This window comes from Lacrimispora struthionigena, from assembly GCF_048627165.1.
Classification (GTDB): Bacteria; Bacillota; Clostridia; order Lachnospirales; family Lachnospiraceae; genus Lacrimispora.
Map to the genome: position 1 here is coordinate 994,090 of NZ_JBMBWP010000001.1, position 14,241 is coordinate 1,008,330.

17 protein-coding genes and 2 tRNA genes are annotated in these 14,241 nt (G+C 42.9%); 17 read left to right on the forward strand and 2 right to left on the reverse strand.

All coding sequences use genetic code 11. The features are described 5' to 3' along the window. The gene (locus ACOAOT_RS04560) at positions 1-915 is read left to right on the forward strand and encodes an NYN domain-containing protein (RefSeq protein ID WP_170823006.1); all 915 of its coding nucleotides are present in this window, start codon (positions 1-3) and stop codon (positions 913-915) included. 63 nt (positions 916-978) lie between these two features. Here the strand turns inward: ACOAOT_RS04560 and ACOAOT_RS04565 are convergent, their stop codons facing one another. Then, positions 979-1,977: a YeiH family protein gene (locus ACOAOT_RS04565; protein WP_420215897.1), complete on the reverse strand. Its 999-nt coding sequence runs from the start codon at positions 1,975-1,977 to the stop codon at positions 979-981. 130 nt (positions 1,978-2,107) lie between these two features. Between ACOAOT_RS04565 and ACOAOT_RS04570 the strand changes: the two genes are divergently transcribed. From ACOAOT_RS04570 to ACOAOT_RS04580, 3 genes are all read left to right on the forward strand, one after another. Then, positions 2,108-2,992, forward strand: coding sequence for a LysR substrate-binding domain-containing protein (locus ACOAOT_RS04570; protein WP_420215898.1), 885 nt, complete (start codon positions 2,108-2,110; stop codon positions 2,990-2,992). A 149-nt stretch (positions 2,993-3,141) separates the two neighbouring features. Then, positions 3,142-3,214: transfer RNA gene (locus ACOAOT_RS04575), tRNA-Val, on the forward strand. A 34-nt stretch (positions 3,215-3,248) separates the two neighbouring features. Next, positions 3,249-3,322: transfer RNA gene (locus tag ACOAOT_RS04580), tRNA-Met, on the forward strand. Between the two features lie 118 nt (positions 3,323-3,440). On the opposite strand, the gene ACOAOT_RS04585 is transcribed toward ACOAOT_RS04580, so the two are convergent. Further along, positions 3,441-3,884, reverse strand: coding sequence for a hypothetical protein (locus tag ACOAOT_RS04585; protein WP_420215899.1), 444 nt, complete (start codon positions 3,882-3,884; stop codon positions 3,441-3,443). Positions 3,885-4,127: 243 nt separating this feature from the next. Here ACOAOT_RS04585 and ACOAOT_RS04590 point away from each other — a divergent pair, with 243 nt between their 5' ends. From ACOAOT_RS04590 to ACOAOT_RS04650, 13 genes are read left to right on the forward strand one after another with little or no spacing between them, the layout of a single operon-like run. Continuing rightward, on the forward strand, positions 4,128-5,054 hold the full coding sequence (locus ACOAOT_RS04590) for a diacylglycerol/lipid kinase family protein (protein ID WP_349669622.1): 927 nt from the start codon (positions 4,128-4,130) through the stop codon (positions 5,052-5,054). Positions 5,055-5,087: 33 nt separating this feature from the next. Beyond that, positions 5,088-5,633, forward strand: a complete 546-nt coding sequence (gene ispF / locus ACOAOT_RS04595) for a 2-C-methyl-D-erythritol 2,4-cyclodiphosphate synthase (RefSeq protein WP_349669623.1) — start codon at positions 5,088-5,090, stop codon at positions 5,631-5,633. A 21-nt stretch (positions 5,634-5,654) separates the two neighbouring features. Then, complete coding sequence (cysS, locus tag ACOAOT_RS04600; RefSeq protein ID WP_420215900.1) at positions 5,655-7,058, forward strand: cysteine--tRNA ligase; 1,404 nt, start codon at positions 5,655-5,657, stop codon at positions 7,056-7,058. Continuing rightward, positions 7,043-7,501 carry a Mini-ribonuclease 3 gene (locus tag ACOAOT_RS04605; RefSeq protein ID WP_277406798.1) on the forward strand — a complete coding sequence of 153 codons (459 nt, stop codon included), beginning with the start codon at positions 7,043-7,045 and terminating at the stop codon, positions 7,499-7,501. The genes cysS and ACOAOT_RS04605 overlap by 16 nt, the downstream gene beginning before the upstream one ends. Beyond that, complete coding sequence (gene rlmB / locus ACOAOT_RS04610) at positions 7,498-8,235, forward strand: 23S rRNA (guanosine(2251)-2'-O)-methyltransferase RlmB (protein WP_104436893.1); 738 nt, start codon at positions 7,498-7,500, stop codon at positions 8,233-8,235. Before ACOAOT_RS04605 ends, rlmB begins: the two co-directional genes overlap by 4 nt. A 19-nt stretch (positions 8,236-8,254) precedes the next feature. Then, the gene (locus tag ACOAOT_RS04615; protein ID WP_420215901.1) at positions 8,255-9,238 is read left to right on the forward strand and encodes a transglutaminase-like domain-containing protein; all 984 of its coding nucleotides are present in this window, start codon (positions 8,255-8,257) and stop codon (positions 9,236-9,238) included. A gap of 29 nt (positions 9,239-9,267) precedes the next feature. After that, positions 9,268-10,320 carry a type II secretion system F family protein gene (locus ACOAOT_RS04620; RefSeq protein WP_420215903.1) on the forward strand — a complete coding sequence of 351 codons (1,053 nt, stop codon included), beginning with the start codon at positions 9,268-9,270 and terminating at the stop codon, positions 10,318-10,320. Positions 10,321-10,329: 9 nt separating this feature from the next. Continuing rightward, positions 10,330-10,653, forward strand: coding sequence for a hypothetical protein (locus tag ACOAOT_RS04625; protein WP_104436891.1), 324 nt, complete (start codon positions 10,330-10,332; stop codon positions 10,651-10,653). A 10-nt stretch (positions 10,654-10,663) separates the two neighbouring features. Beyond that, positions 10,664-11,155 carry a DUF4860 domain-containing protein gene (locus tag ACOAOT_RS04630; protein WP_420215904.1) on the forward strand — a complete coding sequence of 164 codons (492 nt, stop codon included), beginning with the start codon at positions 10,664-10,666 and terminating at the stop codon, positions 11,153-11,155. Further along, positions 11,148-11,555, forward strand: coding sequence for a hypothetical protein (locus ACOAOT_RS04635; protein ID WP_420215905.1), 408 nt, complete (start codon positions 11,148-11,150; stop codon positions 11,553-11,555). The genes ACOAOT_RS04630 and ACOAOT_RS04635 overlap by 8 nt, the downstream gene beginning before the upstream one ends. A gap of 16 nt (positions 11,556-11,571) precedes the next feature. Next, entirely contained in the window at positions 11,572-11,994 is a 423-nt protein-coding gene (locus ACOAOT_RS04640) for a short-chain dehydrogenase (RefSeq protein ID WP_420215906.1), read from the forward strand. Positions 11,995-12,013: 19 nt separating this feature from the next. Further along, positions 12,014-13,090: a type IV pilus twitching motility protein PilT gene (locus ACOAOT_RS04645; protein ID WP_104436887.1), complete on the forward strand. Its 1,077-nt coding sequence runs from the start codon at positions 12,014-12,016 to the stop codon at positions 13,088-13,090. Between the two features lie 56 nt (positions 13,091-13,146). Beyond that, positions 13,147-14,100, forward strand: coding sequence for an L-lactate dehydrogenase (locus tag ACOAOT_RS04650; protein ID WP_170822992.1), 954 nt, complete (start codon positions 13,147-13,149; stop codon positions 14,098-14,100). The last annotated feature ends 141 nt before the right edge of the window (positions 14,101-14,241 follow it).

The following is a 14,241-nucleotide window of genomic DNA, read 5'->3' on the forward strand; positions in this document are numbered from 1 at the left end:
TTGAGTGATAAGAAATTTGCAGTTTTGATTGATTCGGATAATATATCCGCCAAGTACATTACGTGTATTCTGGATGAGATGACCCGATACGGGGTAATTACATACAAAAGAATTTACGGTGACTGGACAAGCGCCCAGATGGGCAAGTGGAAGATGGAACTTCTTGAGAATTCCATCACACCGATTCAGCAGTTTTCCAATACAGTAGGAAAGAATGCAACCGATTCCGCTCTGATTATTGATGCTATGGATTTGCTCTATACGGATAATGTAGATGGATTTTGTATTGTTTCCAGTGACAGCGATTTTACCCGTCTTGCCAGCCGTCTGCGGGAATCGGGTAAGGAAGTCATCGGAATGGGAGAGGAAAAAACACCAAAGTCTTTCCGTGCTGCCTGTACCGTATTTACCAATCTTGAAGTTTTACTGGATCAGGACGAAGAGGGAACTGGCGGTGGTGCCATTGGAAAAGAAGTGATTGAACAGGATATTGCTTCCATAATACTGGAGAATGAGGATAAGAACAAGGCAACTGGTCTGGGAGAAATCGGTAACCGCCTGGTTAAAAAATATTCGGATTTTGATGTGAGAAATTACGGATACAGCTCTTTGTCCAAGTTTCTCGAAGAGATGGATAGTTTTGAACTGAGAAAGACCAGCAATGTAGTGACTGTCCGTATGAAGGACAACCGTACCAGAAAGCAGGAACTTGATGATTATGCTGTAAAACTGGTCAAAGGCAGCGGTAAGAATGGAATGGAGCTGGCAGCACTTGGGAACGGAATGCATCGTAAATTTACTGATTTTAAAGTAAAGGATTACGGTTACTCCACGTTCTCCAAGTTTGTACACAGTATTTCCCAGCTGGAAGTCCGGGAGAATAAAAACAACAGCAAATCTGTATTTATAAAATAAATGAGAAAGACTGTGGAGGAGAGGCTTGGATACTCTCCCCCCAGTCTTTTATTATTTAAATATTTACCAGATTCCTAACACAATCTGAAAGGTAAGACTGACCACTGAAATTCCCACCCAGCAGCAAAAGCCCAGGATTATCGGCTTCTTTCCGGTTTTCAATAATTTGGGGAGATTTGTATTGGTACCGATGGCGGCCATAGCGAGAATAATAAAAAATTTGCTTAGCTCCTTTATCTGTCCGGTCACGGAATGGGGTAGATGAAAAACGGTGGTAATAATGGAAGCCAATAGAAAATACAGCACGAAAAAGGGAAAAATTTTACCTAATCCCAGTTTTTCTTTGGAGTTCTTCTGCTCTTTCCCCGCCCTGTACAGCGCCAGAAACAGTGTAATGGGAATGATGGCCAGTGTCCGGGTTAATTTAACAATCGTTGCAGCCTCTAACGTATTGCTTTTGTAAATTCCATCCCAGGCAGAAGCAGCCGCAGTGACGGAAGAAGTATCATTAATGGCAGTCCCTGCAAACAGACCGAATCCTTCATTGGAAAGGCCAAGGGCTGTGCCCAGAGCCGGAAATAAAAGCGCAGCTGCAATGTTAAATAGAAAAATAACTGATATTGCCTGGGCAATCTCATTATCATCCGCATCTATGACTGGTGCTGTTGCAGCAATTGCAGAGCCGCCGCAGATAGAAGATCCGATTCCGATGAGGATTGCGCTTTTTTCAGGGACCTTCAGTTTTCGAAACAAAATATATGCTATCACCAGGGAAGTGGTGATGGTGGCAGCAATAATAGGAAGTGACTGTCTTCCTTTTTGTAATACGGTGGATAGATTCATGCCAAATCCCAGTAAAATAACTGCGTACTGAAGGATCTTTTTTGAAGTAAAGGCAATACCCGGCCTGATCTGTTCTTTTCCGGTTAAAAACGGTGCAACACCTATGCCAAGAAGTATGGCAAATACCGGCCCGCCCACAACAGGAATCAGTTTTCCCAGATACCAGGCAGGTATTGCAAGGATCAGGCACAAAAGCAGGCCTGGAACGTATTTTTTCATAAGTAAATTCCTCCTTTTTGATCTGAGGCAATTATATATAAAAATTATAATAAAATAAAATTATAAATATTTATCATATGATAAAAATATGTTATGATTAAAAAAACACCAAAAGGGAGAATAATAATAAATGCTGGATTTTCGAATGGAAACCTTTCTTGCAGTATGCAGGCATATGAATTTCACCAAAGCAGCAGGGGAACTAAGTATTACCCAGCCAGCAGTTTCCCAGCACATCAGATATTTAGAAGAAGAATATAAAGTCCGGCTGTTTGAATATACAGGAAAAAAAATAAGTCTGACAGATGGCGGAAAAACTCTTTTGTCAGCAGCCATTACCATGAGAGATGATGAACTGCATTTAAAGAAACTCATGATGCAGCAGTCGGAGAAAAAGAGGCATCTGGTATTTGGAGCAACAATGACCATCGGGGAATACAAGATGCCGGAAGCGCTTATGAGATTTTTAGAGGCATATCCGGATTCCTCTGTTCAGATGATTGTGGCGGATACCAAAGAACTTCTTAGAAAGTTGAATGAGGGGGAGATTGAATTTGCCCTTGTGGAAGGATTTTTCCAAAAAAAGGAGTATGACTTTCTGGTATATGCTTCAGAGCCGTTTGCGGCAGTCTGTGCAGGGGATTATAAATTTCATAAGGAAGTAAAGAGGGTGGAGGATCTGCTTTCAGAACGGATTTTTATCAGAGAGTCCGGTTCTGGAACCAGATATGTGTTAGAACGGTATCTGGAAGGAAAAAATCTTCTTCTCCAGGATTTCACCAACCGGGTGGAGATCAACAGTATTGGTGCCATAAAACAGATGACTGCAAAAGGAACGGGGATTACATTTTTATATGAGACGGCTGTGAAACGGGAATTGGAAGAAGGGATCTTAAGAAAGATTCATCTGGAGGATTTTGAATTGTTTCATGATTTTTCTTTTATCTGGAGAAAAGGAAGTATCTATCAAACCTACTATAAAGAGCTTTTTGACCTGTTTCATACAGAAGGATAAGTGGAGAAAACCTCGCAGGAATCAGGGTTTTACAAGACATTGTAAAAAAAGAAAAAAATTGACAAAAAAGTGTTGACAATTAATACAATTCATATTATACTAATGAAGCAGTCGGGAACGAGAGAAAATAAAAGCTCCTGACAGGCACTGGGATCTTAGCTCAGCTGGGAGAGCATCTGCCTTACAAGCAGAGGGTCACAGGTTCGAGCCCTGTAGGTCCCACTGATAAGCAAACGCTTATCAAACAATTGAATATGGCGGAATAGCTCAGTTGGCCAGAGCACACGGTTCATACCCGTGGTGTCGAGAGTTCGAATCTCCCTTCCGCTACTTAAAACACATTCTAATTTGATGTCTAAGTCGGATTAAAATGTGTTTTTTTGCTTTCCCGAATGATTTTGATAAAGCGATTGGCAAGCATCTGTGACACTGACCAATCGCACCTCTTTTAAGACCCGATAAAATTGCCTGTGTTCGCATTAAAACTATCTGGCTCTTGCACATCATAAAACTTTATCCAGTAAAAGTTATTGTAATATACAGCACCAAGCTCTTCTTTGGTTCCAAAAAATTCATCATATACAATCCAACCGCCATTTGGAGCACCTACTGGCAGCTGCGTTGCAGGATCGATGGGATTTTGGCAGACTCCGTTGTCTTGTAGATAATACCATCCGGTATCAAGCTTAACAAAACCGGCTTGAGCGTAACCGGCTTCATTAAAATAGTACCAGTATTCCCCAACTTTTTCTAGTTTGTTAGCCGGATAGGAACCGTCATCTTTCTCATACCACCACCCCTGATCGTTATTTTTCCATTCAGCTGCATAAGCAGTCATGCTGAATGCTGCGACCAATAGTGCAGCAACTAGAAATAATTGTACTTTTCTCATGGTAAATACCCCCGATAATTTTATTTGCTTGCAGTTGTCCTCAAGCTTGACTGATAAATTTATAAATATTATATAAAAAGTGTGTAAAAAATGCAATAAAAATATAATGTTTTGATAAAAAAACTCATAGATTGCAAAAATCTTTCTTTTTCGACAAGGCACCCAGACCTTTTTCCTTTTTTTTTATATTCATTTTTGATCTTTTATGTTATACTTACAAATAGCAAAAAGCGGAGGGATTCCATGTACTATTTTATTGTTAACCCGAACTCCTGTTGCGGACGGGGTAAAATTATCTGGGATAAGCTGGAACGGACTTTAAACGATTCCGGTGTGGAATATCAGGCATATTTAACTGAAAAGCCAGGGGACGCAAAGATATTTGCAAAAAATTTAACAGAAGGATGTAAAGAATCCAATGTAATCATCGCAGTTGGAGGCGATGGAACAGTCAATGAGATTCTTGATGGATATTCCATGTGCAGTTGTGTTACACTTGGTTATATTCCGGCAGGATCTGGCAATGATCTTGCAAGAAGCTTAAAACTTCCGAAGAATCCCATCCGATGTTTAAATAAGATTCTGCACCCCAAATATTATAAATTGATGGACTATGGAGTATTATCATATGGAGACAGTGAGATCTCCCATCGCCGCTTTATGGTCAGTTCCGGTATCGGTATGGACGCGGCTGTCTGTCATAATCTGTTGTATTCCAGAACGAAAGGGCTGCTTCACAGACTGAGAATTGGAAAACTGTCCTATCTGCTTGTGGGCGTCAGACAACTTATATCAGCCAGGCCCTGCAAGGGATATATCGTCCTGAACGGAGTACAAAAGATTGAGTTTAACCATGCTTATTTCATTTCCACCCATATTCATCCATATGAAGGCGGAGGATTTAAATTTGCGCCGGATGCAGATTTTGAAGACGGAAAACTGTCAGTCTGCGTGATGAATAACCGGAAGAAGAGTAAGCTGATTTGTGTACTGCTTAATTCCCTTATGGGAAAAAAATCTGTAAACAAAGGAATCCGCTTTTATTCCTGCGAAGAGATTCACATTCATATGGATCGCCCCATGGCGGTACATGTTGATGGAGAAAGCTGTTTCTGCCAGAATGATGTGGAGATCCGTTGTATCAGTAAGAAACTTCGAATGATCGTTTAAGATCTGATCTATTTATATAGGAAAGGAAAAATAATGAGAATTGGACAGGGATATGATGTTCATAAATTTGCAGAAGGCAGAGATTTGATTCTGGGAGGAGTGACCATTCCATACGAGATGGGACTTCTGGGACATTCGGACGCAGATGTGCTGACCCACGCAGTGATTGATGCTTTATTGGGAGCAGCCGGATTAGGAGATATCGGGGAACATTTTCCTGACACAGATCCTAAGTATAAAGGAGTCTCCAGTATCGAACTGTTAAAGAATGTGGCAGATCTGCTGGAAGAAAACGGATATGTTGTGGAGAATATTGATTCCACTGTGATCGCCCAAAAACCAAAGCTTTTGTCATACAGACCGCTTATGGCGAAGAATATGGCTGACGCGCTGAATCTGCCGGTTGACAAAGTGAATGTGAAAGCGACAACAGAGGAAGGACTGGGATTTACCGGAAGAGGAGAAGGGATTTCCTCACAGGCCGTTGTTCTTTTGACTTCTGTCGGAGATTACTGTTATGATGAAAAAATCATGCAAAGCGACTGTCAGGGCTGTAAAGGCTGCTGCAAACATGAATAACAGGAGAAGAAGGGAGACAGCATGAAAATATTTAATACATTATCCAGACAAAAAGAAGAATTCATACCGTTAGAGGCAGGGAAGGTGAAGATGTATGTCTGCGGTCCTACGGTATATAATCTGATCCACATCGGCAATGCACGTCCGATGATCGTATTTGATACAGTACGGAGATATTTTGAATATAAGGGCTACGATGTGAATTTTGTTTCCAACTTTACTGATGTGGATGACAAGATTATTAAAAAAGCCATTGAAGAAGGCGTTGATGCGGATACAGTATCAAAGCGATACATTGAAGAATGCAAAAAGGATATGGAAGCCATGAATGTAAAGCCGGCAACCAAAAATCCTCTTGCTACAGAAGAAATCTGCGGAATGCTTGATATGATCTCACATTTAATTGAGTCCGGCCATGCATATGCAGCCAAGGATGGCACCGTTTATTTCCGTACAAAGTCATTTGATCAGTACGGAAAACTGTCTCATAAAAACCTGGAGGATTTACAGTCCGGTTTTCGTGAACTGAAAGTAACCGGAGAAGAGGAAAAGGAAGATCCTTCTGATTTCGTACTGTGGAAACCGAAGAAAGAAGGGGAGCCTTACTGGGAGTCTCCCTGGTGCGACGGCCGTCCAGGCTGGCACATTGAGTGCTCGGTTATGTCCAAAAAATATCTGGGTGACCAGATCGATATTCATGCAGGCGGTGAGGATTTAATCTTCCCCCATCATGAGAATGAGATTGCACAGAGTGAGGCAGCTAACGGAAAAGAATTTGCAAAATACTGGATGCATAACGCATTTCTTAATATTGATAACAGAAAGATGTCAAAGTCTCTGGGCAACTTCTTTACCGTTCGTGATATCAGTGAAAAATATGATCTTCAGGTACTGCGTTTCTTTATGCTCAGTGCTCATTATAGAAGTCCTTTAAATTTCAGTGCTGATTTAATGGAGTCTTCTAAAAATGGTTTGGAGCGCATCCTGACTGCAGTTGATAAGTTAAAGGGTCTGGAAGTTACAGCTAAGACAGAAGGACTGCTTGAAAAAGAAGACAAAAATCAGGTTAATGCTCTGGTGGAGAAATATGAAGCCGCCATGGACGATGATTTTAATACGGCAGATGCCATCTCCGCAATTTTTGAACTGGTGAAAGTAAGCAACTCCACTACCGATGAGGAAAGCTCTCTGGAGTATGTTACTTTGCTGAAAAACACCATTGAAAAGCTTTGCGATATTCTGGGAATTATCACAGAAAAAGAAGAAGTGATTCTTGCGGAAGAGATTGAAGCTATGATTGCTGCAAGGCAGCAGGCAAGAAAAGACAAGGACTTTGCACTGGCTGATGAAATCAGGGGTAAACTGTTGGATCAGGGCATAGTACTGGAGGACACCAGGGAAGGTGTAAAATGGAAGAGAGTATAATATCATTGTCTGCATTTGCAGATTATTTTGCAGATACACTTCAATTAAAGAAGGTGGATATTACCAGTTATTCTCCACTTGCACTGGCCTATATCGGAGACGCGGTGTATGAACTGATTATCCGGACGAAAGTCATGAATCACGGAAGCACCCAGGTGAATAACATGCATAAGAAAAGCGCCAGACTGGTGAATGCGAAGGCTCAGGCTGACATCATCAGAAGTCTGGTGGAAGGAGAAGAACTGACTCCGGAGGAGATTGCCGTATACAAACGTGGGCGCAATGCCAAATCTGCCACAACAGCCAAACATGCGACAGTGGCAGATTACAGAACCGCAACCGGGTTTGAAGCTTTATGCGGTTATCTCTATTTAAGCGGAAAGCTGGAACGTTTGATTTGGGTGGTAAGCAGGGGGCTTAACAGAATAGGAGAACTGGAATGATAGAAGAATTTACAATAGAAGGAAGGAATGCAGTACTTGAAGCGTTCCGTTCCGGGAAGACCATTGACAAGCTGTATGTGCAGAAAGGTGTATCCGATGGCCCCATTCAATCAATCTTAAGGGAAGCCAAGAAGACAGATACCATTGTTAACTTTGTTGAAAGAGAGCGTCTGGATCAGATGTCTGAGGAAGGTCACCATCAGGGTGTGATCGCCCATGCTGCTGCTTATGAATATGCAGAAGTGGAAGATTTGTTAAAGGCAGCAGAAGAAAAGGGAGAACCGCCGTTTCTCTTCCTCCTTGACGGAATTGAAGATCCTCACAATCTGGGAGCCATTATCCGTACAGCCAACCTTGCAGGAGCCCACGGTGTTATTATACCGAAGCGGAGAGCAGTTGGTTTAACAGCTACAGTGGCAAAGACTTCAGCAGGTGCACTTAATTATACACCCGTTGCAAAAGTAACCAATTTAACCGCTGTGATGGAAGATTTAAAGAAAAAGGGAATGTGGTTCGTATGTGCGGATATGGATGGAGAAAGCATGTACCGCCTGAATTTAAAAGGACCCATTGGTCTTGTTATTGGCAGTGAGGGAAGCGGAGTGGGCAGACTGGTAAAAGAAACCTGTGATATGGTCGCTTCCATTCCGATGAAGGGAAATATTGATTCTCTCAATGCCTCAGTAGCTGCAGGAGTGCTGGCTTATGAGATTGTAAGGCAGCGTCTGGGATAACTTTTAGGAGATGATGACCATGAGAAAAAAAGGTATGGCTGCCGCCGCCGTCTGCGCAGCCCTGTTGTTTTCTTTAAACGGCTGTGCTCCGGCAAACCGGATTGCTTCTGCTGATCAGACAGCAGAAGCCACAGAATGGAGAACGGTTGTTACAATTAAAGATGAGGCAGTTCCTCTTTATTCCAAACCTGCGGGAAGCAGTGTTAAGGTTCCCCAGGCGTCAGGAACGGTTACTTACAACAGCAATTCCGTTCTATTAGATGCATCCAATACCAGCCATGGATATGTGATGGTGCAGTATACAGGTAATTCAGCTAAAATTAAGGTCCAGGTTATAAAAAGCGGAGGCGAGACTTATACCTATGATTTGAATTCCAGATCGGCGTATGAGGTATTTCCTCTGACGGAAGGAAGCGGAACCTATACCGTCCGGGTATTGGAACAGGTTTCTGGAAACCAATATGCGGTAAAATCCAATAACAGCTTAAATGTAACGCTGTCAAATGAGTATGAACCATTTTTATATCCCAACCAGTATGTGAATTTTACTGCCGGCAGCGCTGTGGTTGCAAAGGGTGCAGAAGTTGCTGCTTCTGCAGCAGATGCGCTGGGAGTTGTAAGCAATGTATATAATTACGTTGTGCAGAATTTTACATACGATACGGCACTTGCCAATTCAGTCCAGTCAGGTTACTTACCCAATGTGGATCATGTTCTGTCTGTGAAGAAGGGAATCTGTTTTGACTATGCAGCTGTCATGACAGCCATGCTTCGTTCTCAGAATATTCCAACCAAACTGGTGGTGGGATATACAGGCAGCCTTTACCACGCATGGGTGAGTGTGTACATAGAAGGACAGGGCTGGGTGGATAACATCATTTATTTTGACGGCACTCAGTGGAAGCTGATGGATCCCACCTTTGCATCATCGGGTAAAAATGATCCATCCATTAAGGATTATATTACAAACAGCTCCAATTATAAGGCGAAATATACGTATTAATGAATGGAATGAAAAGGGAGAAAGGACAGATGGCAAAAGTAGAGAAAAAACAGTATTCTGCCCGGGAACTTTCTGCATTCTGCCTTCAGATATCCATTCTTCTTCATGCAGCGATCCCTCTTGATGAGGGATTGTCTGTTATGGCGGAGGATGCGCAGCGTCAGGAAGAAAAGAAGCTGCTTTTATCCATGGCAGAGGAAGCAGAGCTGGGAAATCCATTTTCCAAAGTATTGAAAGAAACCGGCGCATTTCCGGCTTATATGGTACGGATGGCAAGGCTTGGAGAAGAGACAGGAACTCTGGATCAGATTATGGAGTCTTTAGCCGGATATTATGAAAAAGAACATATTATGAAGAAGAACATGAAGAATGCGGTTTCCTATCCGGCAATGATGATAGGGATGCTTTTGATTGTTCTGTTTGTACTGTTTACCAAGGTAATGCCTGTATTTGAAAAGGTATATAAACAGCTGGGGGCCCAGATGCCGCCGGTATCGATTGCTGCAACAAGACTGGGAGGAATATTCTGTGCCATTTCGCTGGTAATTATTCTTCTCCTTGGGATTGCAGCATTTTTTGTCTGGATTCTGGGGAGGAACGGAAGAAGATTCCTTCTTGCAGAGGGATTACTCAACTGGATTAAGCGAAGAAGTAAAATAGCAAAATCAATAGCAAACCGCCGCTTTACTGCAGTTCTTTCCCTGACCTTAAAAAGCGGACTGGACCTGGAAAAAGGTATGGAGCTTGCAGGTGAGCTGGTAGAAAATCCAGCAGTGGAAGAGAAGATTCGTCAGTGTGCCAGTCAGCTGGAAGCTGGAAGCGACTATTACAGCGCAATGAAAGATACTGGTCTTTTCAACGGGTTTTATATCCAGATGATTAAAGTGGGAACAAGAAGCGGCCGTCTGGACAGTGTAATGTCAGAGATATCAAAAAGCTATGAGGAAGAGGCAGATCTTGCCACGGAGCAGATGATTGGCCGGTTTGAACCAACTGTGATAGCAGTTCTGGCAGTTTCTGTTGGTATGATTCTTCTGTCAGTCATGCTGCCGTTAATCGGTGTACTGTCTGCCATCGGCTAGGAGGTTTCTATGAAAAAACCAAATGGTTCAGGAAAAGAGCTGCTCGGACAGCTTGTATCCCTTGGGGCGTTTTCTCTCGCCGTTGTGCTTTTTGTCTCTTCCGCTCTGACTTTTTCAAAGCGGTCAGGAGAGAGAGGCGCAGAAACTTTACGGGATGCCATACGCAGAGCATCGGTTCAGTGCTATGCCATTGAAGGAAGATATCCACCCAGTGTGGAGTATTTAGAAGAAAATTACGGCATTAAAATAGACAGAGACCGCTACGATGTATTTTACAGCGGATTCGCATCAAATTTCATGCCGGATATCACGGTTAACTTACAAAATCCATAGAGAGGTAGCCATGGCAGGAAAAGAAATACCAAAAAGCCGGTTGGGAACTATCGTTTTTCCCCTCCTTTTATTTCTCGTGTTTGTGATGTGTGCTCTGTTTCTGATCCTGATCGGCGGCAGAGTTTATGAAAACATCAATAACAGATCGGAACTGACCTATGAGAAAGATATTGCTTTCAGCTATATAGCCAATAAGGTCAGGCAGGCAGATGAAGCCGGTGCTGTATCACTGACAGATGTGGATGGCGTGCAGGTACTTACATTAAAGCAGACCATTGAAGGCACGGCGTATGTGACACAGATTTATTACCGTGACGGAAGCTTATGGGAGCTGTTTGCAGATCAGGACAGTGGATTATCCATTGGTGACGGAAATCAGATATTGGAATGCAAAGAAATCACCATGGATATGGAGGATCACCTTCTCCATTTGAAATCAGAAGGTGAAACAGGAAGCCAGCTCTTTATTTCTTTAAGAAGCAAAGGAGCTGCAGATGAATAGAAAAAACAGATCCAATGTAATGATGATGGAGATGATTGTCGCCGTATTTTTCTTTCTGCTGTGTGCAGCAGTCTGTATTCAGGCATTTGTTAAGGCGGACTTACTCAGTAAAAGAGCAGCGGATTTAAATCAGAGTGTTCTGATTGCACAAAGTGCAGCTGAAATCTGGAAGGCAGAAGGAGAAGCAGGCCTGATTCACCGTTTAAATGGTGTGAAAAAGGATTCCCCAGGGGAGACCTATACCATGATGTTTGATAAAAAAGGGAATGCCGCTGACCAGTCCCATGCAGTTTATTATGGAGAGGTTAAACTTATAAGTGAACTGGAAGCGGAAGTGACCGTATCAAAAGCCGGAAATACGCTTTATACCCTGGCGGTAAGCCGGCATGAAAACCCTTGAGTGAAGGAGGAGTCATATGGCGAAACAGGAGATTGGCTACAGGGCCAATATGGGAACTCCTACTCTTATTCTGATATTTATGATTCTCTGTCTGGTTACTTTTGGGATGCTTTCTCTTAGCACGGCAAAAAGCGAATGGAATCTGGCACAGAGGAATGCAGATTCTGTTGCAGAGTATTACAGGGCAGATAAAGAGGGAGAAGTCTTTTACCAGATGATATTGCAGAATTCACGTTCCGGGAAACTGGGGGATTATTATGATTCACAGACCGGGATCGCATCCACTCAGATTCCCATGAAACGATCCCAGTCTCTTTCCATAAAGCTTCATGTATCACCGGATCAGAGCGGGAAAATTGAAATATCCCAGTGGAAAGTCATACAGACAGAAGATTATGAAATTGATCAATCCCTGCCGGTTTTTAAGGGCGGGAATTGACAGAGCAGGAGATTGGAAGATGAAGGTAGTAGATTTGTTGAGTTCTGCTGTGGCACAGAAGGCATCTGATATCTTTCTTGTGCCCGGCATGCCGTTTTCGTATAAGATCGGAAGCAGAATTGTTTACCAGAGTGAGGAAAAGCTGTACCCCGCTCAGATGGAGCTGCTGATAACAGAGCTTTACCAGCTGGCAGGAGAACGGGACATGGGAAAGGTAAGGGAACATGGTGATGATGATTTTTCCTTTGCCATACCAGGAGTTTCCAGATTCCGATCCAGCGTATTCCGCCAGAGAGGCTCTCTGGCTGCAGTGATTCGTGTGGTGAACTTCGATCTCCCTGATTATAAGGAGCTTCATATTCCGGAAAGTGTGATCGATGCAGCCAGGCTGACAAAAGGATTTGTACTGGTAACAGGACCGGCGGGAAGCGGAAAGACAACCACCCTTGCCTGTATTATTGATAAGATTAATAATACAAGAAATGCCCATGTTATTACTTTGGAAGATCCCCTGGAATACTTACACCGCCATAAGCAGAGCGTGGTAACCCAGCGGGAAGTGACTACGGATACAGACAGCTATGTGACCGGACTTCGTTCGGCACTGCGTCAGGCTCCGGATGTCATACTGGTTGGAGAAATGAGGGATTACGAGACAATCCGGATTGCCATGACTGCAGCGGAGACTGGTCATCTGGTGATTTCCACACTACATACTGTGGGTGCAGCCAATACCATTGACCGCATTATCGACAGCTTTCCGCCTAATCAACAGCAGCAGATTCGAATGCAGCTGTCCATGGTGATGCAGGCTGTGATTTCTCAGCAGCTGATCCCTACCGTAGACGGTGGTGTTTATCCGGCATTTGAAATCATGTTTTTTAACAATGCAATCCGAAATATGATCCGGGAATCCAAGACTCATCAGATTGATTCTGTTATTGCCACCGGTCAGGCAGAAGGAATGCGTTCCATGGATTCCAGTCTGCTGAATCTTTACAAGGAAGGCAGAATTTCAAAAGAAAATGCAATTATTTACAGCAGTAACAGTGAATTGATGTCAAAAAAAATCGAACGGGGAATATCAAACGCATAGTTTCCATTTCATGCAGTAACACTATCTATAATACGAATAGGAGAGTGGCATAAAATATGAGAACAGATAAAAGAAAAGTTGCGCTTGTAGGGACTGGAATGGTTGGAATGAGCTATGCTTATTCCATGTTAAACCAGGGAATTTGTGATGAACTTGTTTTAATCGATATTAATCGAAAAAGAGCAGAGGGAGAAGCCATGGATTTAAACCATGGGCTTGCTTTTTCCGGATATCATATGAAGATTTATGCAGGAGAATACAGGGACTGTTCCGATGCGGATATTGTGGTGATTTGTGCAGGCGTGGCACAGAAACAGGGAGAAACCAGACTTGATCTGTTAAAACGTAATGCATCTGTCTTTGAGTCCATTGTGCAGCCAGTTACAGAATCCGGATTTAACGGAATCTTTCTTGTTGCAACCAACCCGGTAGACATTATGGCCAGGATTACCTATTCTCTTTCCGGCTTTAATCCCAAGCGGGTTTTAGGAAGCGGCACAGCCCTGGATACAGCGAGACTGCGGTATCTCCTTGGGGAATCACTTCGTGTGGATCCAAGAAATGTCCATGCATACGTAATGGGAGAGCACGGTGACAGTGAATTCGTACCGTGGAGTCAGGCCATGATTGCTACCAAACCCATATTGTCACTTTGCGGAAGCGGCGGCGAAGATGATATGGTATGCAGGGAGGAGTTAAAGCGGATCGAAGATGAGGTGCGGGGAGCGGCATACCGCATTATTGATGCAAAGCAGGCAACCTACTATGGAATCGGAATGGCTTTAACCAGAATTACAAAAGCAATACTTGGAGATGAGAACAGTGTCTTCACCGTATCAACCATGCTAAGAGGGGAATACGGTCAGAATGACGTATATGCGGGAGTTCCCTGTATCATAAATAAGAACGGCATTCAGCGGGTTTTATCTCTCTCTCTTACAGAAGAAGAGATGAAGCAGTTTGGCCATTCCTGTGATACGTTACGGGAAAGCTTTCAGGGTATTTTATAAAAACATACCAGGAAGGAATGGGGAAAACCCTGTTCTTTCCTGGTGTCTACCCGTCTCAATAAAGGACATTTTTGCGGAGTATTTGTAGAATTTTTGTAGTTTCATGTATATTATAAAAAACTTATAAAAAACGTTGACAAA